The sequence below is a fragment of the Paenarthrobacter sp. TAF1 genome, from assembly GCF_052113825.1.
GTDB lineage: Bacteria > Actinomycetota > Actinomycetes > Actinomycetales > Micrococcaceae > Arthrobacter > Arthrobacter nicotinovorans.
Map to the genome: position 1 here is coordinate 303,390 of NZ_JBFRDO010000001.1, position 20,196 is coordinate 323,585.

Below are 20,196 nucleotides of genomic sequence, written 5' to 3' on the forward strand. Positions count from 1 at the left end.
TGCCGCTCTTGAGGACACGATTCTTACGTGAAAGAGTCACTTCATGACCAATCCCCTGCTCGACCCCAGCCCCCTGCCGTACGGACTGCCGCCCTTCGCGCACATCTCTGCGGCCCACTATGCCGAGGCAGTGGAGGCCGGGCTGGCAGCTCACCTGGAGGAGATAGACGCGATCACCGGCAATGCGGACGCTGCCACCTTCCTGAACACAGCGGTGGCAATGGAGCGCTCCGGCCTTCTCCTGAACAGGGCAGCAGCGGCCTTCTTCACCCTTGTCTCAGCGGATGCGGGCGATGACATCAAGGCGCTTGAAACTGAACTTTCCCCCAGGTTTTCGGCCCACCAGGACGCCGTATACATGAACCGCGGCCTCTACGAACGCTTCTCTGCCATCGACGTCGACGGCCTCGATGCTGAGTCCGTCCGGCTGGTGCAGGAATACCTCAAGGAGTTCCGCCAGTCCGGCATCCAGCTCGATGACGCCGGACAAGACCGGCTCCGTACAGTCAACGCCGAACTCTCCCGGCTGGGCACTGAATTCGGCCAGCGGACCAAGGAAGCGATGAAAGCCTCCGCCCTGCTTCTCGACAACCCGGCCGACCTTGCCGGCCTGCCGGAAGAGGACGTCGCAGGCGCCGCTGAAGCTGCGAAGGCCGCCGGTCACGACGGCAAGTACCTCCTCACCTTGATCCAACCCAGCAACCAGCCCGCTCTCGCGTCCCTCGAAAACCGGACCATCCGCCGTCGTTTGTTTGAAGCGTCCCTGTCGCGCGGCACTGATGGCGGACCACTGGACGTGCGGGAAATTGTGACGGCGACCGTGCGGTTGCGTGCGGAAAAGGCAGCCCTGCTCGGCTTCGCCAACTTTGCTGAACTCGTGGTGGACCAACAGACCGCGCCGGACTTCAGCGATGTCCAGGCCATGCTGCGCCGGTTGGCACCCGCAGCCGTCCGCAACGCACAAGCCGAGGCCGATGCCCTGGCCGGAACCGCGGGACATCACCTCGAGCCGTGGGACTGGGCCTACTACTCAGCCCGGGTCCGGAAGGAAAAATTCCAGGTGGACGAGCAGGCGATCCGCCCCTACTTCGCCCTGGAGAGCGTGCTGAACGACGGCGTCTTCCACGCTGCGACCCAGTTGTATGGCATTACGTTCCATGAACGCGAAGACCTCGAGGGATACCATCCCGACGTGCGCGTGTGGGAAGTCCGCGACGAAGACGGGACTGGCCTCGGCCTCTTCCTCGGCGACTACTACACCAGGGAGAGCAAACGTGGCGGGGCTTGGATGAACTCCCTCGTTGAACAATCCAGCCTCCTGGGTACGCGCCCCGTGGTGATCAACAACCTCAACATCACCAAGCCCGCTCCAGGCGAGCCCACGCTGTTGTCCCTGGATGAGGTCAGGACAGTGTTCCACGAATTCGGCCATGCGCTGCACGGCCTGTTCTCCAGTGTTACGTACCCGCGCTTCTCCGGGACATCCGTGCCCCGGGACTTTGTGGAATACCCGTCGCAGGTCAACGAAATGTGGATCATGTGGCCCGAGGTCCTGGCCAACTACGCCCGGCACCACAGCAGCGGGGAAGCGCTCCCCCAAGTCATCGTGGATAAGCTCAACGACTCATTGTTGTGGGGCGAAGGCTTCGCGACGACAGAATACCTGGGCGCCGCTTTGCTTGACCTTTCCTGGCATGTGCTTTCCCAAGCCGACGTACCCGGGGATGTCCTGGCGTTCGAAGCCAAGGCACTTGCCGAGGCATCCATTGCCCACCCTTTGATCCCGCCGCGTTACCGCAGCGGCTATTTCCAGCACATCTTCGCCGGAGCGGGCTACGCAGCCGGGTACTACTCGTACATCTGGAGTGAGGTCCTCGATGCGGACACGGTGGAATGGTTCAAGGAAAACGGCGGGTTGACCCGCGCCAACGGTGACCGTTTCAGGTCCGAACTGCTCTCCCGGGGCAACAGCCGTGACCCTCTGGAGTCATTCCGCTTGTTCCGCGGACGCGACGCCGAACTGGCACCACTCCTGAAGCGCCGCGGCCTCGACTAGGAACGACGGCGGCCGACCACCCTTGGGGGGTGGCCGGCCGCCGCCGTACGGTTAGCTGTTACCAGCCGCGCTCTGCGAGGCGGTGGGGCTGCGGGATTTCGTCGACGTTGATGCCGACCATCGCTTCGCCCAGGCCGCGGGAGACCTTGGCGATCACATCGGGGTCATCGTAGAACGTGGTGGCCTTGACGACGGCGGCGGCACGCTCTGCCGGGTTGCCGGACTTGAAGATACCGGAACCGACAAACACGCCATCGGCGCCGAGCTGCATCATCATCGCAGCATCAGCCGGGGTCGCGATGCCACCGGCAGTGAACAACACCACCGGAAGCTTGCCCGTGGCAGCGATTTCCTTCACGAGCTCGTACGGGGCCTGAAGTTCCTTGGCCGCAACATACAGCTCGTCCTCGGGAAGGGCGGCGAGCTTGGCGATCTCCGAACGGATCTTGCGCATGTGCCCGGTGGCGTTGGAAACATCCCCGGTACCGGCTTCGCCCTTGGACCGGATCATCGCCGCGCCCTCGTTGATGCGACGCAACGCCTCACCCACGTTGGTGGCACCACAGACGAACGGAACAGTGAAGTTCCACTTGTCGATGTGGTTGATGTAGTCCGCCGGGGTCAGGACCTCGGACTCATCGATGTAGTCAACACCGAGGGACTGCAGGACCTGGGCTTCGACGAAGTGGCCGATACGGGCCTTGGCCATCACCGGGATGGACACGGCAGCGATGATCTGATCGATCATGTCCGGATCGGACATGCGGGACACGCCACCCTGGGCGCGGATATCAGCCGGGACACGCTCAAGCGCCATCACGGCGACCGCACCGGCATCCTCGGCGATGCGGGCCTGCTCGACGTTAACGACGTCCATGATGACGCCGCCCTTGAGCATCTCAGCCATGCCCCGCTTAACGCGGCTGCTTCCCGTGACGCTGTTCGCGGACGAACCGGCTTCGTTGCTTACATCTGGTGTAGACACAAAAACCCCTATGGGTAGATAAACGACCTTCTTGCCGGAGGCACGCGCAGCACACGACCGCGTTCAGCGCACACCGGGTTTCAGGTCAAGGTGACCAAGTACTAGTAATAGTAGTCGCACGTTGCATGGCGGCAGTACATTCATTACCGCCTTGCAGGGCAACAAACAGGGGTGTGGTAGGACACCTGCACAATCGGCGGGAGCCGACTCTGGTCAGATGCCAGTTCCCTCGGCCTCTGCCATGGCCTGCTTGCGGACCGTAGCCATTCTTTGGACTACCGTGACAACGCTGGCCAGTGCCAGCAGGACCAGGGTTGCAAACAGCACCACGGGTGGAAGTCCCAGGCCCGTGAGCCCGGCAATCAACAGGACCGATGCGAGTCGTTCGGCCCGTTCTGCAATCCCAACGCTGGCGTGGTAGCCAAGCGATTCGGCTTTGGCCCTCGCGTAGGAGACAACCATGCCGAGGACCAGGCAGACGACGGCGGCCGTCCCGATTGCGGTGTCCTTGCCTCCGGTGAAGAACCAGATAGTGAGGCCCGCGAAAATGGCGCCGTCGGCCAGGCGGTCCAACGTGGAATCAAGAAAGTTGCCCCAACCGCCGCTTCTGCCTTGCAGCCGGGCCATGATGCCGTCCACGACGTCCGAGAAAGCGAAGAACGCAACCACCACAGAACCCCACCACAAGTGGCCCAAGGGGTAGAGGATGAGTCCGCCCAGGATGACGCCGGCGGTGCCCGCAATAGTGACCGCGTCAGGTGACACGCCGATCCTCAGGAGCCAGCGCGCCAAAGGGGTAAAGAGTGAAGTGAAGAAGCCGCGCGCATGCCTATTGAGCATTCGACTCCCCCGGCCAGGCTTCGGCCACTAGTTTGCGGACCTCGTCCAAGGTCTGCGTGATGGCTTTGGTCTGGGCGATGATGGGAAAGAAATTGCCGTCCCCGCCCCAGCGCGGAACTACGTGCTGGTGAAGATGGGCAGCGATGCCCGCCCCGCCGGTAACACCTTGGTTCATGCCCAGGTTGAAACCGCTGGGATTCGAAACCTTCCGGAGCACACGCATGGCGGTCTGGGTAAGATCAGCGAACTCCGCTGTCTCTTCCACCGAAATATCCGTGTAGTCGGGGACGTGGCGGTAGGGGCAGATCAGCAGGTGGCCCGGGTTGTATGGGAACAGGTTGAGCACGACATAGCAGGTCTTTCCCCGGTGGACGATGAGCGATTCCTCGTCAGAGCGGGTCGGTCCTACACAGAACGGGCAGTCATCCTTGTTCTTGAATTGATCCTGCCCGCCCTTGATGTAGGCCATGCGGTGGGGAGTCCACAGGCGCTGAAACGCATCCGGAACGCCTGCGAGTCCGAAATCATCGGTTACGTCTGCGTCGCCCGGAAGGTCAGCTGCCGCGCCTGTGTTCTCCTGCACCGTCACTTTTCCGTTCCGTCAGCTCTCGCGGTTCTTTACGGCGTCGACTATCCTGCGGACCGCTTCTTCCACGGGAACGCCGTTATCCTGGCTGCCGTCCCTGAACCGGAATGACACGGCGCCCGCTTCGGCATCCTCACCGCCGGCAATCAATACAAAGGGAATCTTGTCCTTGCTGGCTGTACGGATCTTCTTCGGGAAACGATCCGAGGAAATGTCCACCTCGGCACGGATGCCTGCAGCCTTCAACTGCCCGACGACGTCAAACATGTAGTCGTTAAATGCCTCGGCCACGGGAATGCCAACTACCTGGACCGGAGCAAGCCAGGCCGGGAAGGCCCCGGCATAGTGTTCGGTGAGCACACCCATGAAGCGTTCAACAGAACCGAAGAGCGCCCGGTGGATCATGACGGGACGCTGGCGCGTTCCGTCGGCCGCCTGGTATTCCAGTTCGAAGCGTTCGGGAAGATTGAAGTCCAGCTGGATGGTGGACATTTGCCAGGTCCGGCCCAGCGCGTCCTTCGCCTGAACCGAAATCTTCGGGCCGTAGAACGCGGCTCCACCCGGATCCGGCACGAGTTCCAGCCCGGAAGCGGCCGCAACCTCGGAAAGAGTACGGGTGGCTTCTTCCCAGGCGGCGTCGTCACCAACGAACTTCTCTTCGTTCTTGGTGGACAGTTCCAGGTAGAAATCGTCCAGGCCGTAGTCCTTGAGCAGGCCGAGGACGAAGTTCAGCGTGGTAGTGAGCTCGTCCTTCATCTGCTCGCGGGTGCAGTAAATGTGGGCATCGTCCTGTGTCATGCCGCGAACACGTGTCAGTCCATGCACAACGCCGGACTTCTCGTACCGGTACACCGAACCGAACTCGAACAGGCGCAACGGAAGTTCACGGTATGACCGGCCGCGAGAGCGGAAGATCAGGTTGTGCATGGGGCAGTTCATCGGCTTCAGGTAGTAGTCCTGGGCCGGCTTGCGCACCGTGCCGTCCTCGTTGAATTCGGCGTCCACCTGCATGGCGGGGAACATGCCGTCCTTGTACCAGTCCAGGTGGCCTGAGACCTCGTACAGGTGACCCTTGGTGATGTGGGGTGTGTAGACAAATTCGTAGCCGGCGTCCACGTGGCGTTGGCGGGAGTAGTCCTCCATCGCCTTGCGGATGATCCCGCCCTTGGGGTGGAACACCGGGAGGCCTGAGCCCAGTTCATCCGGGAAAGAGAACAGATCCAACTCGACACCGAGCTTGCGGTGGTCGCGGCGCTCAGCTTCGGCGATGCGCTCCTGGTAGGCCTTCAGTGCTTCCTTGGTAGGCCACGCGGTTCCGTAGATACGCTGCAATTGCTGGTTGTTCTGGTTGCCCAGCCAGTAGGCGGCCGAAGAACGCGTCAGCGCAAAAGCGTTGGCGATGATCTTGGTGTTCGGAAGGTGCGGACCGCGGCACAGATCGCACCAAACGCTTTCGCCGCTCTTCCTGTCCACGTTGTCGTAGATGGTGATGTCACCGGCGCCGACTTCGACGTTGACGCCTTCAGCGGCGTCGGAGGCGTCGTTCTTCTTGCCGAGCAGTTCCAGCTTGTAGGGTTCGCCAGCCATGGCTTCGCGCGCTTCGTCTTCGGTGACCACGCGGCGGACGAACTTCTGGTTCTGGTTGATGATCTTCTGCATCATCTTTTCCAGCTGGCGCAGGTCTTCCGGAGTGAAGGGCTCGGAGACATCGAAATCGAAATAGAAGCCGTCAGTGATGTACGGGCCGATGCCAAGCTTGGCATCAGGGCGCAGTTGCTGCACGGCCTGGGCCATGACGTGCGCGGTGGAGTGACGGAGGACGTTGAGGCCATCGGGAGATTCGATGGTGACACCTTCGACGTCGGCGTCGGCGGGGAGGACCTGGTCGAGGTCCTTGAGTTCGCCGTTGACACGGGCTACAACGACGTCGCGGCGCTCGAAGAAGAGTTCCGCGCCGGTAGTCCCTTCCGTCACCTTTGTCTCTTCGCCATCGACGATGAGGGTGATCTGTTGGGCATCTGACACGGGTGTCTCCTATTCATAGTTAAGGCTTCATAGCTTGTGGCGTACGGGGACCACAGCCAGCCACCGTCAATCGTATCCGCTCCGGCGAGGGCGGCCAAAGCAGCACGCCGGGCCGGGATTCAGGGTGTTCAGCTTCCCAGCCCGGTAATGGCAAGGTTCCGTGAAATGCCGTGGAGGGGGCCGGGAATCGTGTATTCGTCCGTCGGCACTTCACCGCCGCGGATGAGTTCCGGATAAGGAAGCGATTCGGGCCGGCCAAGGTCCCAGGCCTTGCTCGCGCTCAGGCTGATTCCCCTGGGACCTGTCCTCCTGGTGGTTCCCCGGATCAGCAGCAAGCGTGTGCCGAACAGCAACGGTCCCGATTCTTCCTGGGCTTCATGGAAGAAAACCGAATCCACACATCCAGTGCCGTCATCGATACTGATGAAGACCACCCGCCGCCCACCGCGCATGGGAGGGGTTTGGGTGGCAACGCGCACCCCGGCCACCAGGACCTCCGTTCCGTTGCGCAAGCCAAGGAGTTGGTCGGCCGTCGTCACTCCCAATTTCGCCAGGAGGGGCCGGTGGCTTTCCATCAAGTGTTCGCTGACATCCACGGCCATGAGGTCAAGCTCTGCCCTGACATTTTCAATCATTGTGGTGGGAGGAAGTTCCGGGGCGAGGTTCTTCAGCTCGACATCTCCCAGTGCAAACGACAACTGCCCTTCGATGACACCGTTCGGTTTTTTTGAGGGATTGTTCTGCATGGCTTGGAGATGCTGGACAAGGTCAGCACGGTTCGCCTTTCCACCGGAGTCTTTGTGCAGGGCATCGAAGGCGCCGAGTTGGGCCAGTCTTTTGATGTTTGGCTTGCTCACCCTGGCCCGGGTCCTCAGATCGGCCAAAGAATCGAAGGGCTGCCCGGCAACGATCCTCTTCAGCTCAGCCTTTGAGAGCCCGTAAATACCCGACAGGCTCAACCGGATGCCGAGTTTGCCGTTGTCCGGGCCTCCCACGATTTTCTCAACCCTGTACTCAGCCTGGCTCCGGTTGATGTCCAGCGGCAGGATGGGAATACCGAGCCTGCGGGCTTCAGCCACCAATAGCCGCTTGGGGTACATCCCGGGATCATGCTCCCACAGGCCCGCCAGGAAGGCTTCGGGGTGATGGGCTTTCAGCCAGGCCGACTGGTAGGTAGGAACAGCAAAGGCAGCCCCGTGTGCCTTGCAGAACCCAAAGCTGCCAAAGGCCTTGAGCGTGCCCCAGACCTTGTCCACCACTTCAGGGGTGTAGTTCCTGATCGCTTCCCTACGGAAGTACTTCTCCACCTCGGGTTCACGGACTTCATCACCGAGTGCCCGCCGGAATTCATCAGCCCTTGCCAGTCCGCACCCGGTCATGACATCGAAGGTCTTCAGGATCTGCTCATGGAACACCGTCACACCATGGGTTTCCTCCAAAACTGGTTTGAGGTCCTGATGCGGGTACACCTCAGGTGCAAAACCGTGCCTGTGCTCCAGGAAGGGACGCACCATATCCGACTTCATGGGCCCGGGCCGGAACAAAGAAATATCAATGATGAGGTCGTTGAATTCACGCGGGGCCATCTTCCCGATGAGTTCCCGTTGACCCGGCGACTCGATCTGGAAACACCCCAATGTGTGGGTGCTGCGGATCAGTTCAAACGTTGGCTCGTCGTCGAAAGGAACGGCGTTGAGCTCAATCCTCCCGTCCTCGTCAATGAAGTCCGGCCCTGAGCCTTCCGGTCCTGCCGGGTGCCTTCCTGCAGCAACCACTTCGGCTTTGGAAGGATGCAGCCGGATTACCTCCCTTACGGCGAAGGCCATTGCGCTTTGCATCCGTACCCCCAGGACATCCAGTTTGAGCATGCCCATGGGATCCATGTCGTGTTTGTCGAACTGGCTCATGGGCAAACCAAGGCCGCTGGGCTGGACAGGGGTCCGGTCAAGGAGGGTGGCATCTCCCAGGATGACGCCACAAGGGTGCATGGAAATGTGCCGGGGCAGCCGGTCCAGCCTTTCGGTCAGGTCCACCAGGAGGTCGAGTTGCTGGTTCTCCTCCATTCCTCCGCGTTCCACCCGGCCGGCAAAGTCACGAAGCTCAGGCTTTTCCACCAGCGCTTCGCGGAATTTCCTTGCGGAGAATCTCCAGAGCTGCTTGGCGATATCGCTGACTTCGCCCTCATCCATCCCCAGCGCCATACCGGCATCCCTGACAGCACCACGCGCCCTGTACCCGTTCTGCATGCTCATGAGGGTCACCCGTTCAGACCCGAACCGATCAAAAATCTTCCGGTACACGTTGTGGCGTTCCGCGCTCTCGACGTCGATGTCAATGTCAGGAAGTGTTGACCGGCGTCCGGACAGAAACCGTTCAAAAATGAGGTCGTGGCGGATGGGATCAACCTGGCTGATGTCGATCAGGTAATTGACCAGGCTGGAGGCCCCTGAGCCACGTGCGGCAACCCTGACGCCCATGTCCAGGATCATCTTGGAAACCTCTGCCACGGTAAGGAAGTAGGACCCGAAGCCGAGCCTGCCAATGATCCCGAGTTCGTGCTCCAACCGCGAGCGCACCCGGTTCTCCGCTTCCGTGCTGAGGCCGGGGAAACGTCTGGTGATTCCTGCTTCGCAGCGTTGGGTCAGTTCCACCATGGGGTGGTTGTCGATGCCAATGATGGAGGCCTCGGGCACGACGGGTTGTTTCCATCCCATGTCCGGAACGGGGTCAATCCGGCATTTGTCGGCGAGCGCTTCAGTGTTGGTGAGCAGTTTGTTCAAGTCTGCTTGCCCAAGGCCTGCTGCGTTCATGATTTCTTTGCCGAGCTGGAGCATGTGGTGGCGGTTTTTCAGCCATCCCTGCCCGGTGGGTTGGAGCATGGGCGCGGTGGAGAGCTCGGGGAGGGATTTCAGGGTGCGTGCTGAGTCGAGGACGTCGGCGGTTGCCGCGCCGTCCTGGGCGCAATAGCGCACGGCGTTGCTGAGGATGGCCGGGACGTTGTATTCGAGGGCGAGTTTGAGCATGCGGACGGCATGGGCTGTGCTGAGGGGTTCGCCCGGTGCGCTGAGGTGGGACACGGTTTCAGCGACGATGGTGCCTGGTGGCATGGCGTCGATCCATTGTTTGAAGAGGGTTCTGGGCCTCAGGTATTTTCGTCCGCCCATGGCTCTTCCGACATCGGAGTCCGGTCCGATCATGATCGTGAGGACGGGTTTGAGGGTTGTGGGGTCCAGGGTCCTGGAGGCAAGTTCTCCCCTGGTTACTGCTACGGGGACTGCTCCTCCGGCTTTTCCCGAGGTGCGTGCGTGGGCATCCGATACCAAGCGGCACAGTGCCCGGTATCCGGCACCGTTGTTATGGCCGTGGGCCAGTACGACGACGCGGCCCGCGACCTGGGTGCGGTGGTCGCCGTCGTCGTCGAAGACTGCCAGGTCAACGCCGACGATGGGGTCGATGCCTGCGTCCATGCAGGCTTTGAGGTGTTTGACGGTGCCATAGAGGCCGTCCCTGTCTGTGCAGGCGAGCGCCGTTGCTCCGTCGGCTGCGGCTGTTTGGGCTAGTTCGTCGGGCCAGGAGACGCCGTAGTGCGCGCTGAAGGCGGTTGAGACGTGCAGGTGGGTAAAGCTCAAGGTTCACGCTGCTTCGTCTGGTTCGACGGATCGGGCCGGGGCGGCGTCGTGGATGCGGAGCAGTCTCCACCGGCCGCTGCCGAGGTGCCGAACCAGGTCCAGTGTGATGGCTTGGCCGCTCTGTTGTGGTTGAAGCTGGACGCGCCAGATCTCGTGGTCGACCAGGCCTGCGCCGGCGCCGATGGGTGCACGGTTTTCTTCGACCCACCATTGGCGGCGTTCGAACCAACGGACGGGCTCGTTGGTGACGGTGTACTGCGTCCCTTTCCATTGAACTTCCTGTGGCTGGCCTGTTTCCGTGCAGATCACTCCGACGGACTCGCTGAACAGCCCCATTTCACACCTCGTTACGCCGGTCCGGTTTGATTCGAAAGTATGTTCGAATAATTCCAGTTTACGCCGACGTACGGGCAAAACCTACTTCGAAGATCCGGCCTGTGCAGAAGCCTTGGAGACACGCTTTCCAACCCGCCTCAGCAGGCCATCACGCCACGGTTGCATTCCTTGCGCCAGCGCGACGCTTCCCATAAGGGCCGAGGCGAGCCTTAGCTGCTGGGTGCGGAGGACGCGCTTCCTGCCATAGGCGGCGAGCGCGGAATCCGGGGGTTGTTCGTTGAGCAGGTCCCCTAACGTCACGGCATCGATGAGCGCTTCGCAGGCGCCCCTGCCCAGGTTTGGTGTCATGGCGTGGGCAGCATCCCCCACCAACACCACGTTGCCCCGGGAGTAGCGGGCCAATGGCGGGGTTGTCCAGATGCGCTGGGCCAGGGAGGTTTCCGGTGACGCCTGGGCAAGAACAGCCTTTACGGCCTCCGAGTATCCGGCATAGCGGCGCCGGGTAACGTCCAGGGCTTCGAGGACATCCACCTTGTCCGGTCCAAGATCCGACCGGTAGGAGGCATACCAGTTGGTTCCGCCTACCGCTGGTGCCAGGCCGAAGATCTCTCCCCTGCCCCAGTACTCGCCGACATCACCGGCCTGGGGCGTGCTTGGGACCACTCCCCTGACGGCCAGGTACGGGGTTGGCCTGGCGGCGCTCCGTTGGCCCCAATGGCTTCGCCGGACCACACTGTTGACCCCGTCCGCACCCACGGTCAGCCACGCTCCACCCGGGACACTGTCAACCCTGCCCACCACGCGGCTTACCGATGACGGCACCGCCGTGTTCAACAGCCTCAGCAGCTCGGGCCGGGATATGCCCACCAGCCCTCCCCCTTCCATGGACAGCACCGCTTCTCCCTGGGGGCTGCGCAGGGCTCCGGCTGTGATGACGGATCCACGGCTCCGCACAGGACCGAGGATTCCGATTTTCGACAAGGCATCCTGGGCTCCGGGCCACATGGCCAGTGTTGTCCCCACGGTTGGCAGCTGGGGCCTTTGTTCGTACACCGTGACGTCGAACGCGCCCGGGTCCAGTCTTGCTGCGAGCGCCAGGCCGGCAATGCCCCCACCGATGATGTTCACCTTTTTCATGCCCACACTGTACTACTACATTTGTAGTAACAACAGGGAGTGAAGCTAGACTTTGGCCATGGCCGACCGACGAACCCAGCTAGCCGACGCCGCGCTCGCCGTCGTCGCCGAGCAGGGCCTCAAAGGACTGACCCACCGTGCCGTCGATGCCCGGGCCGGCGTCGCCCTCGGAACCACGTCGAACTACTTCCGCAACCGCGCCGCCCTGGTGGGTGCCGCCGTCGACCGCGTTGAAGAACTGGACAGCCTCCTGCTGCAAGGTGACCACAGGGAGCTTCCGACGACGACGGCGGCCTTGGCGGAGCAGCTCGCCGCTGCGGTCATGGGACTCACCGATACGAACGCCACGCTCACCAGGGCGCGATTCGTCTTCGCCCTCGACCAGCCCGAAACAGTGGCCGCCGGTCATGAGCGGCTGGTCTCCGCTTTGGCGCAGCTGCTCGAACGCCTGGGATTATCCGATCCCCGGGCCCGCGCCGAAGCGGTATCCGATTACAGCGACGGCCTGGCCTTGCACCTGCTCACCGCACGCAAGGGCAAAGGCGTCGACAAGGCAGCTGTCGCCAAGAACATCCAACTGCTCCTGGAAGGGTGAGCGGCCCTGGATGACCCGGAGGGGTGGACGGCAGCCGGTCCGCAGAGCAGGATTGTGGCATGAGCACCAATGACGCACTCCTGAAGCAGGTCAACATCTCCGCCGCGGACGACCACCTCGTGGCCCGATTCGAAATTGACGGCAACATACCAGGCTCCGGCGCTTACGTCGTGGGCCTTGTTGCTGCCAGCGAAGACTACTCCTCACAGCGCCGGCTCGGCATCGAGTTCATGAACGGCGAAGCGATTTCGTTCTATTCCTTCAACCACTCGCTCAGCGCGGAGGAAAACTACGACATCAAAGGCGTGGAGCATTCCGGCAACGTCATCACCGGGAACTTTCCCATGTCCGCTATCCACGGACTCAGCAAAGGCCACGTCATGACCGCCTTCAGCGAAGCTGACGGCCGGGAATTCCAGTCCGGCGTGCCGGTGAACGAAGCACTCTGACTCTCAGAAGAGTCCTTCCACCGGTTCGATAAGTTCCGGTGAGTTGTTGCGGACATTTCCGACGGCGGTCCCCACCGGGTCCAGCGTCCAGTCAGCAGCAGCATCGTGCGCCCTCGAACGGACCATGTCCACCAGCCCTGCGGCGTCCTTCTCCCGCGGATCCAGCCATGCCTCCATTGTCTCTGTGCTCATCGGCAACGGAACACGGTCATGGAGCGCAGTGAGTTCGTCGAATACGGAGGCGCTGCGCCGTGTTCGGGCCGAGTCCGCCGTCGGAGTGTCTGCGGTGAGGATGGACATCGACAGCAGCCAGCGGCCCGGATCGTCCGCCGGTGCCGCCTGGTCCCGCCACCACTCATACAAACCGGCAAACACCAGACCGTGCGCGTCGCCCGGATGAACATAATAGGGCTGCTTGTTCTTTCCCTCGCCCTTCTTCCACTCGTAGTAGCCGTCAGCCGGCACCGCACACCGGCGGGCCACAGCAGCCTTCTTGAAGGAAGGCTTTTCCAGAAGGGTCTCACTGCGGGCATTGATGAGCCGCGCCCCGCCCTTGGGATCCTTTGCCCAGGAAGGCACCAGCCCCCACTTGGCTACATGGAGCTGCCTCTTGACGTTGTCATCGACCAACCGCTCCAAAACGATCGGAACCGCGTCCGTCGGGGCAACATTCCAGGACTTCTCCAGGGCGATCTCGTTCTCAAGTTCGGCATTAAAATCGGCGAGCAGGTCTCCCACCGCACGGGCCATTACGTAACGTCCACACATGGCAACAGTCTGCCCTTTCCCGGGAAAACGCACCAGCGCGGGCGTGTGAGGCAACCCGTCTTCGTCGCCGGACGGGAATTATTCGGCACCGGGTTACCGTTGTTACGAACGAACCACTCCGTGCAAACGACAAATACTGAGGAGAGCTCTGTGGATTTCACTCCCGACTCCGGCACCATCACCATGTTCTCGACCACCTGGTGCGGCTACTGCAACCGCTTGAAGAAGCAGCTGGACGCCAAGGGCATCGGCTACACCGAGATCAACATCGAAGAAGTAGATGGCACGGCCGAACTCGTCGAGCAGCTCAACGGAGGCAACCGCACGGTACCCACCGTCCTCTTCCCGGACGGAACTGCCGCGACCAACCCCTCGGCGTCCGAGGTGGAAAGCCGCCTCGCCGCCTAGGTCCATCCGCATACGGCCGCTGGGCCCGCTCGGAACAATCCGCACACTGTCTGCCACCTGTGATAGACAGAATGGGAATCCGTAGCGGGCCCTGCTGCATTAACCGGGCCCGCCCTCCGCGAGCCCGAAGGGAACCACTCCAATGGTCCACGCAGTCAAAGGCGTCGTCGTCCGCTCCAAAGGCGCACCCGCAACCCTCGAAACCATCCTTGTGCCCGAACCCGGCCCCGGCGAAGCCCTGGTGGACATCCTCACAAGCGGCGTCTGCCACACCGATCTGCACTACAAGCTCGGCGGCATCAGCGACGACTTCCCCTTCCTGCTGGGCCACGAAGCAACCGGCGTGGTCAGCGCGGTCGGCCCTGACGTCACGGAGGTAGCCCCCGGCGACCGCGTTGTCCTGAACTGGCGTGCCGTCTGCGGCAACTGCCGCGCCTGCAAGCGCGGTCAGGCCCAGTACTGTTTCAACACCCATAACGCCACCCAGAAGATGACCCTCGAAGACGGCACCGAACTCTCCCCGGCGCTGGGCATCGGAGCCTTCATCGAAAAGACCTTGGTCGCCGCGGGCCAGTGCACCAAAGTAGACCCCGACGCCGACGCTGCCGCCGTTGGACTGCTCGGCTGCGGTGTCATGGCAGGGCTCGGCGCAGCCCTGAACACCGGCGGAGTCAAACGCGGCGATTCAGTCGCCGTCATCGGTTGCGGTGGCGTGGGTGTCGCAGCCATCGCCGGCGCCGCGCTCGCCGGCGCCACCACCATCATCGCCGTGGACATCGACGCCAAGAAGCTCGAACGCGCCAAGGACCTGGGCGCCACGCATACCGTTGATTCCTCCGCAGGGGACCCCGTCGAGGAAATCCGTGCTCTCACCGGCGGCTTCGGCGCAGATGTGGTGATCGACGCCGTCGGACGTCCCGAAACCTACAAGCAGGCCTTCTACGCACGCGACCTGGCTGGCACCGTCGTCCTTGTCGGCGTTCCCACGCCGGAGATGACCCTCGAACTGCCCTTGCTGGACGTTTTCGGCCGCGGCGGGTCCCTCAAATCCTCCTGGTACGGCGACTGCCTGCCGTCCCGCGATTTCCCCATGCTGGTGGACCTCTACAAACAAGGCAAGCTGGACCTGGATGCCTTCGTCACCGAACGCATCACCATCGACCAGGTGGAAGAGGCCTTCGACAAAATGCACCACGGCGCCGTCCTGCGATCGGTGGTTGAACTGTGAGCACCGATAGCCTCAGCATCAGCAACGTCGTCACTTCCGGAACCTTCTCCTTGGACGGTGGCACCTGGGACGTGGACAACAACGTCTGGATCATCGGCGACGACTCCGAATGCATCGTCATAGACCCCGCCCACAACCCTGCCGCGATCTTGGACGCCGTGAACGGCCGCACGGTCACAGCAATCCTGCTCACGCACGGACACGACGACCACATCAGCTCGGCAGGCGAATTCCGCGAACTGGTCAAAGCACCCATCCACCTGCACCAGGACGACTGGATGCTGTGGGAATCGGTGTTCCCCGGGCAGAACCCTGACGCTGCCATCACGGACGGCCAGGAGTTCACTGTGGCCGGTACACAGCTCACGGCAATCCACACGCCCGGTCATTCACCCGGCTCGGTGTCCTTCCACCTGCCCAGCGAAGGCACGCTCTTCAGCGGAGACACCCTTTTCCAGGGCGGACCAGGTGCAACAGGGCGTTCCTACAGCGACTTCCCCACCATCATCGAGTCCATCAGGACCAAACTCCTGACACTGCCCGAAGAGACCGTTGTCCTCACGGGCCATGGCGACACCACCACCATCGGCGCGGAGAAACCGCACCTGGATGAATGGATAGCTCGCGGCCACTGACACTGCGCCTCAACCCTCCTTGCCGGCCGCCCCCTCGAACTCCGGGGCGGCGGCCGGCTCAAGGCGAATAATCACCGACTTCGAAGCAGGTGTGTTGCTTTCGTCTGCTGTCGAGTCCAGCGGGACGAGAACGTTCGCTTCGGGGTAGTACGCAGCCGCGCAGCCCCTGGCGGTCGGGTACGCAACCACCCGCAGTTGACGCAGAACCCGGTCCACGCCGTCGTCGGCCTCGCTGTGAACGTCCACGTAGGAACCGTCCTCATGACCCAACTCCCCAAGGTCCTGGGGATTGACGAACAGAACCATGCGCCCCTTCCTGATACCCCTGTAGCGGTCGTTCAACGAATACATCGTGGTGTTGAACTGGTCATGGGACCGGATGGTCTGCAAAATCAGCCGCCCTTTCGGCAGCTCGATGGTCTCCAGATCATTGACCGTGAACATGGCCTTTCCGGAGGGGGTCGGGAACGTCCGGCTGTCCCTGGGTCCGTGCGGCAAAACAAAGCCATCTTTCTGGCGAATACGATCATTGAAGCCGTCAAAACCTGGCACAACGTGCGCGATATGGTCGCGGATGGCGTCGTAGTCGGACCGCAAACCCGACCAATCAACCGGCACCTTGCCGCCAAGGACCGCTTCAGCCAAACGGGCAACAATGGCGACCTCGGACATCACGCCGGCAGCGATCGGCTCCAACGTACCGGCGGAGCTGTGCACCGCGCAGACCGTGTCCTCCACAGTGACGAACTGCGCAACCCCAGCCTGCCGGTCTATCTCCGTGCGTCCCAAAGCGGGCAGGATCAGCGCTTGCTCACCAACCACCACATGTGACCGGTTCAGCTTGGTGGAGATCTGCACGGACAAGCGCGTCCGCCTGACGGCTTCCTCCGCCACCGCGGTGTCCGAAATCGCGTGGACGAGGTTGCCACCGAGCGCCACCAACACTTTGATCCTGCCGTCCCGCATACCGCGGATGCTGTCCACTGCGTCAACGCCGGGATTCCGGGGCGGATCGAAGCCGAACTCATCCCGCAGGGCGGCAAGGAACCGTGGTGGCATCTTTTCCCAAATGCCCATGGTCCGGTCGCCCTGGACATTGCTGTGGCCCCTGATGGGAGACGGACCGGCCCCCGGCTTGCCGATGTTACCGCGCAGCAGCAGGAGGTTAATGATCTCTTTGATGGTGGACACGGCCTTCTTATGCTGGGTCAGCCCCATGGCCCAGGTGATGATGACTTTTCCGGCGTGGAGGTAGCTTCCAGCGAGTTCATCGATTTCGTCACTGCTCAGCCCTGTCGCGGCAAGGACTTCGCTTTCGCCCAGTGTTGCCAGGTGCGCGGCAAAACCCACGAAACCCTGGCATTGGGTATCGATGAAGGCCCTGTCCAGGACTGTCCCGGGCGCCGCGCTTTCAGCATCAAGGACCCGCTTGGATACTGCTTGCAACAACGCCATGTCGCCGGCCAAGCGGATCTGCAGGAACTGGTCCGCCAGGTCCGTGCCCTTTCCAACCAGGCCCCGGGGACGCTGGGGGTTCCGGAAATTGATCAGGCCCGCTTCCGGCAGGGGATTCACGGCCACGATCTTCGCGCCCGCCTGTTTGGCCTCTTCCAACGCGGTCAGCATCCGTGGATGGCAGGTGCCCGGGTTCTGTCCCATGATGATGATCAAGTCCGATGCCGCGAAATCCTTGTACGTAATCGCTGATTTGCCTACACCGATCGTCTCGCCCATGGCAACGCCAGTGGACTCGTGGCACATATTTGAGCAGTCGGGAAGGTTGTTCGTCCCGAAAGCCCGTACGAACAGTTGGTAGAGGAAGGCGGCCTCGTTGCTGGTCCGCCCGCTCGTATAGAACGTAGCCTGGTCCGGCGACTCAAGGGCGTTCAACTCCTGTGCGATGATTCCGAACGCCTCGTCCCAGCCAATGGGCACATACCGGTCCGCGCCTGCAGCTTTGTACACCGGTTCCACCAGACGGCCCTGCTGGCCGAGCCAATACTCCGGCCGGTGCGCCAACGAAGCCAAGGTATTTTCCGCCCAGAAAGCGGCAGGGATCCTCAGAGGCTCCGCCTCCCAGCCGATGGCTTTGGCGCCATTCTCACAAAATTCAGCACGTTTGCGTTCGGGGGGATCGGGCCACGCACAGCTCATGCAGTCAAAGCCTTCTTTTTGGTTGACAGCCCGGAGTGTCTTCCAGGCCCTCACCGGCCCCATGGACGACATGGCGTGCGGCAGTGTCTCAGTCAAGCTCGGCAAACCACCAGCGGACCGTTTGGGTGGACCGACGCTGAGTTCCGCGTCGGAATCCTCTATGGGATGCTGTTTCCGGCCCATCGCTACACCGCGATTCGCGTGATTGGGTAATTGATCACCCCAGCCTAAACCCGGCGTGCAACAGGCTCAACGAAGCTGAGGCGGTCAACCCGCAAGACTGCGGAAGTCGCCGTCGACCACGTCCGCATAACCGCGGTAAGCCTCGACGACGGCGGCCTCCACGGTGGTGACATCCAGATGCGGCACCAGATCATTGGCAGCGCCGGCAGTTGCCGGGTCCCACTCCAGGCCGAGTGCGCCGTAACTGGCTGTGAGCACGTCCCGGATGGGCCCGGAGTTTTCCACCACGATCACCGAACTGAACAACCAGCCGCCGGAGACCACCCGCTGGGCGGTGCCGATGAGCTTGATCCGGTGGGCGGGAAAATCAGGGTCCTCGCCGTGCACGCTGAACTCACCCGGGCAGTACTCCCCCGGGATCTCGCCGACGGCGGCATGGACGCCAACGCTGCGAAGGGCACTGGCCAGCAGCTCCCCGAACTCCGCGAAGCGCGCCTTTGCACGGACAATGGCGTCCGGATGCGGCTCGATGTGGTCTATCACCAGGCTGCCTTGGTGATACGCGGCAGCACGGCCGCCTGCCTTGCGTATGAGTGGTTCGAAACCCAGCTCCCGGCAGGCTGTTTCCGCAGCGGCGAATCCCGGCAGGTTGGCGTCCCGCTGACCGAACGCGACCGTGGGTTCGGGACGGTACAAGCGAAGGGAAGGGCCCAGCTGGCCACCGCGGGCACGCTTCAACAGTTCCAGGGCAAAATCGAGGTCGCCGGCAGCTCCGAGGGATTCCTGTTGCCGGTAAACCGTGAGCTGCTTGCGGGTTTCGGCGGCTGCCTGCATCAGCTTTTCCTCAGCGTCAGGATCTGCTCGGCCCTGCCGAAGGGTCCGTGGACGTCATGAAGGACCGTGGAGGTCAACCCGATTCCATCGGCGCCAAACGAGACCTTGTTGTCCAGGCCCAGCCATTCGCCGGAGGGCGAGCGATACATGTGGATCTGCAGGTCAACGTTCGGGAAGATGTAGCTGTCTTCGCCCGGCGGAACACGTGCCGCAATACCGTTGGCAGTATCCACGAGGCCCATCAGCCTGGCCAGGTCCGTGCTGTCCGCCTGGTCCGTCAGCGGATGGGATGTCCGGATCCAGACCTTTCCCGAACCGGGTCGGTGCCCCTCGGCAAGACGCATCTCCAGGGACCGGATATACCCGCCTGGCCAAACACTGGCACCATCCCAGGGCTTGCATTCGTCCGGGGCAGGCAGGGGTTCGTCCTCCACCGCCGCAACCGCGCTGGTATCGCTGGTGATCATCCGCCAGGCCGCAGCCCGAATGGCCACGCGACCGGCTGCTGAAAGTTCAGCCTGAATCAGTTCGATGGTCTTTCCCGGCCTCAGCGTCGAGGTGGTGACCTGAAACTCGCCACCGGGGATGAGGCCCAGGATTTCATAGCTGATCCGGGCAAGACGGACATCGTCCCTGGGCTCATGCCGAACCAGGGCATCGGCGAGGATGCCCGAGGCCGGTGCCATGTGTTGTTCGTGCGGATTCCAGGCGCCTTGGGCGTGGATCGTCGAGCGGAAACGGCCATCACCCAATGATTCGTAGTAGAAATCACCGTCCGCCAGTTCCGGTAATGCAGTAGTCAATCCGAGCCTTTCGCCGATCCAGCAGTAGAACTCAGACCACTGTATCCGCTGATTTGCGTGCCGCCCGACGCCTGCGGATCACAACTACCCAGACAACCGCGGCAGCCACCACAACCAAGCCGATGGCCGCTCCAAGCGGCGATGTTGCGGCGACAGCCAGCCATGCCTCAAGCGCTGCGAGCCCAATGGTCGCATAGAGGAAAGCCCAGATCACCGATCCCGCTATGGCGGCCGGCAGGTAACGCCTCAGTGGCATGCGCGCCACTCCGGCGGCCAGGTTGATGGCCGTCTGCAGGCCGATGGTCAGGAAAGAAAGCACGACGGCGTAGGGTCCCCATCGCTGTATGAGGACTTGGGCGCGGGCCGCTTTGGGCCGCTCCAGCGATGCGCCGAAACGGGTATGGGAAAAGCCGGTAACTGCCCCACGACCAATCCAGTACGTGACATTGACACGGATCATGACGATGGCGAACAGCGCTGCCAAGGCGACGCCGAAGGGCAAACTCATGATCTGGTCCACTCGACTTAGGCTACCCTAAGCCCCG

18 protein-coding genes are annotated in these 20,196 nt (G+C 62.4%); 6 read left to right on the plus strand and 12 right to left on the minus strand.

The window, feature by feature from the left end; all coding sequences use genetic code 11:
- Nucleotides 1-43 precede the first annotated feature (43 nt).
- Entirely contained in the window at nt 44-2,056 is a 2,013-nt protein-coding gene (locus tag AB4Y81_RS01375) for a M3 family metallopeptidase (RefSeq protein WP_441994908.1), read from the plus strand.
- A 58-nt stretch (nt 2,057-2,114) separates the two neighbouring features.
- Here AB4Y81_RS01375 and pdxS read toward each other — a convergent pair whose 3' ends face one another.
- From pdxS to AB4Y81_RS01410, 7 genes are all read right to left on the minus strand, one after another.
- Nucleotides 2,115-3,041, minus strand: a complete 927-nt coding sequence (pdxS, locus tag AB4Y81_RS01380; RefSeq protein ID WP_441994909.1) for a pyridoxal 5'-phosphate synthase lyase subunit PdxS — start codon at nt 3,039-3,041, stop codon at nt 2,115-2,117.
- A gap of 213 nt (nt 3,042-3,254) precedes the next feature.
- Nucleotides 3,255-3,881 carry a phosphatidylinositol phosphate synthase gene (pgsA, locus tag AB4Y81_RS01385; RefSeq protein WP_026267168.1) on the minus strand — a complete coding sequence of 209 codons (627 nt, stop codon included), beginning with the start codon at nt 3,879-3,881 and terminating at the stop codon, nt 3,255-3,257.
- The gene (locus AB4Y81_RS01390) at nt 3,871-4,464 is read right to left on the minus strand and encodes an HIT family protein (RefSeq protein ID WP_441994990.1); all 594 of its coding nucleotides are present in this window, start codon (nt 4,462-4,464) and stop codon (nt 3,871-3,873) included. The genes pgsA and AB4Y81_RS01390 overlap by 11 nt, the downstream gene beginning before the upstream one ends.
- An 18-nt stretch (nt 4,465-4,482) precedes the next feature.
- Nucleotides 4,483-6,492, minus strand: coding sequence for a threonine--tRNA ligase (gene thrS, locus AB4Y81_RS01395; protein WP_018777771.1), 2,010 nt, complete (start codon nt 6,490-6,492; stop codon nt 4,483-4,485).
- Between the two features lie 128 nt (nt 6,493-6,620).
- Entirely contained in the window at nt 6,621-10,121 is a 3,501-nt protein-coding gene (locus tag AB4Y81_RS01400; RefSeq protein WP_441994912.1) for a DNA polymerase III subunit alpha, read from the minus strand.
- Nucleotides 10,122-10,124: 3 nt separating this feature from the next.
- A complete protein-coding gene (locus AB4Y81_RS01405) occupies nt 10,125-10,457 on the minus strand; it encodes a DUF6504 family protein (protein WP_018777773.1) in 333 nt (110 codons plus the stop codon).
- 81 nt (nt 10,458-10,538) lie between these two features.
- Nucleotides 10,539-11,594 carry an FAD-dependent monooxygenase gene (locus AB4Y81_RS01410; RefSeq protein WP_189075502.1) on the minus strand — a complete coding sequence of 352 codons (1,056 nt, stop codon included), beginning with the start codon at nt 11,592-11,594 and terminating at the stop codon, nt 10,539-10,541.
- Between the two features lie 58 nt (nt 11,595-11,652).
- Between AB4Y81_RS01410 and AB4Y81_RS01415 the strand changes: the two genes are divergently transcribed.
- Together AB4Y81_RS01415 and AB4Y81_RS01420 are read left to right on the plus strand one after the other, a co-directional pair.
- On the plus strand, nt 11,653-12,189 hold the full coding sequence (locus AB4Y81_RS01415) for a TetR/AcrR family transcriptional regulator (RefSeq protein WP_064722224.1): 537 nt from the start codon (nt 11,653-11,655) through the stop codon (nt 12,187-12,189).
- 59 nt (nt 12,190-12,248) lie between these two features.
- Complete coding sequence (locus tag AB4Y81_RS01420; RefSeq protein ID WP_018777776.1) at nt 12,249-12,638, plus strand: hypothetical protein; 390 nt, start codon at nt 12,249-12,251, stop codon at nt 12,636-12,638.
- Nucleotides 12,639-12,641: 3 nt separating this feature from the next.
- Here the strand turns inward: AB4Y81_RS01420 and AB4Y81_RS01425 are convergent, their stop codons facing one another.
- Entirely contained in the window at nt 12,642-13,388 is a 747-nt protein-coding gene (locus tag AB4Y81_RS01425) for an SOS response-associated peptidase (RefSeq protein ID WP_441994992.1), read from the minus strand.
- Between the two features lie 168 nt (nt 13,389-13,556).
- Here AB4Y81_RS01425 and AB4Y81_RS01430 point away from each other — a divergent pair, with 168 nt between their 5' ends.
- From AB4Y81_RS01430 to AB4Y81_RS01440, 3 genes are all read left to right on the plus strand, one after another.
- Nucleotides 13,557-13,814, plus strand: coding sequence for a mycoredoxin (locus AB4Y81_RS01430; RefSeq protein WP_018777778.1), 258 nt, complete (start codon nt 13,557-13,559; stop codon nt 13,812-13,814).
- Between the two features lie 142 nt (nt 13,815-13,956).
- A complete protein-coding gene (locus AB4Y81_RS01435; protein WP_018777779.1) occupies nt 13,957-15,042 on the plus strand; it encodes an S-(hydroxymethyl)mycothiol dehydrogenase in 1,086 nt (361 codons plus the stop codon).
- Nucleotides 15,039-15,677, plus strand: a complete 639-nt coding sequence (locus AB4Y81_RS01440; RefSeq protein WP_441994916.1) for an MBL fold metallo-hydrolase — start codon at nt 15,039-15,041, stop codon at nt 15,675-15,677. Before AB4Y81_RS01435 ends, AB4Y81_RS01440 begins: the two co-directional genes overlap by 4 nt.
- Before the next feature lie 9 nt (nt 15,678-15,686).
- Here the strand turns inward: AB4Y81_RS01440 and AB4Y81_RS01445 are convergent, their stop codons facing one another.
- The 4 genes from AB4Y81_RS01445 to AB4Y81_RS01460 all read right to left on the minus strand — a co-directional run bounded on the left by AB4Y81_RS01445 (nt 15,687) and on the right by AB4Y81_RS01460 (nt 20,159).
- Nucleotides 15,687-18,014, minus strand: a complete 2,328-nt coding sequence (locus AB4Y81_RS01445; RefSeq protein WP_441994918.1) for an FdhF/YdeP family oxidoreductase — start codon at nt 18,012-18,014, stop codon at nt 15,687-15,689.
- 84 nt (nt 18,015-18,098) lie between these two features.
- Nucleotides 18,099-18,848 carry a lipoate--protein ligase family protein gene (locus AB4Y81_RS01450; RefSeq protein ID WP_018777782.1) on the minus strand — a complete coding sequence of 250 codons (750 nt, stop codon included), beginning with the start codon at nt 18,846-18,848 and terminating at the stop codon, nt 18,099-18,101.
- Nucleotides 18,848-19,651: a thioesterase family protein gene (locus AB4Y81_RS01455; RefSeq protein ID WP_018777783.1), complete on the minus strand. Its 804-nt coding sequence runs from the start codon at nt 19,649-19,651 to the stop codon at nt 18,848-18,850. The genes AB4Y81_RS01450 and AB4Y81_RS01455 overlap by 1 nt, the downstream gene beginning before the upstream one ends.
- Nucleotides 19,652-19,682: 31 nt before the next feature.
- A complete protein-coding gene (locus AB4Y81_RS01460; protein ID WP_441994921.1) occupies nt 19,683-20,159 on the minus strand; it encodes a DedA family protein in 477 nt (158 codons plus the stop codon).
- Nucleotides 20,160-20,196 lie beyond the last annotated feature (37 nt).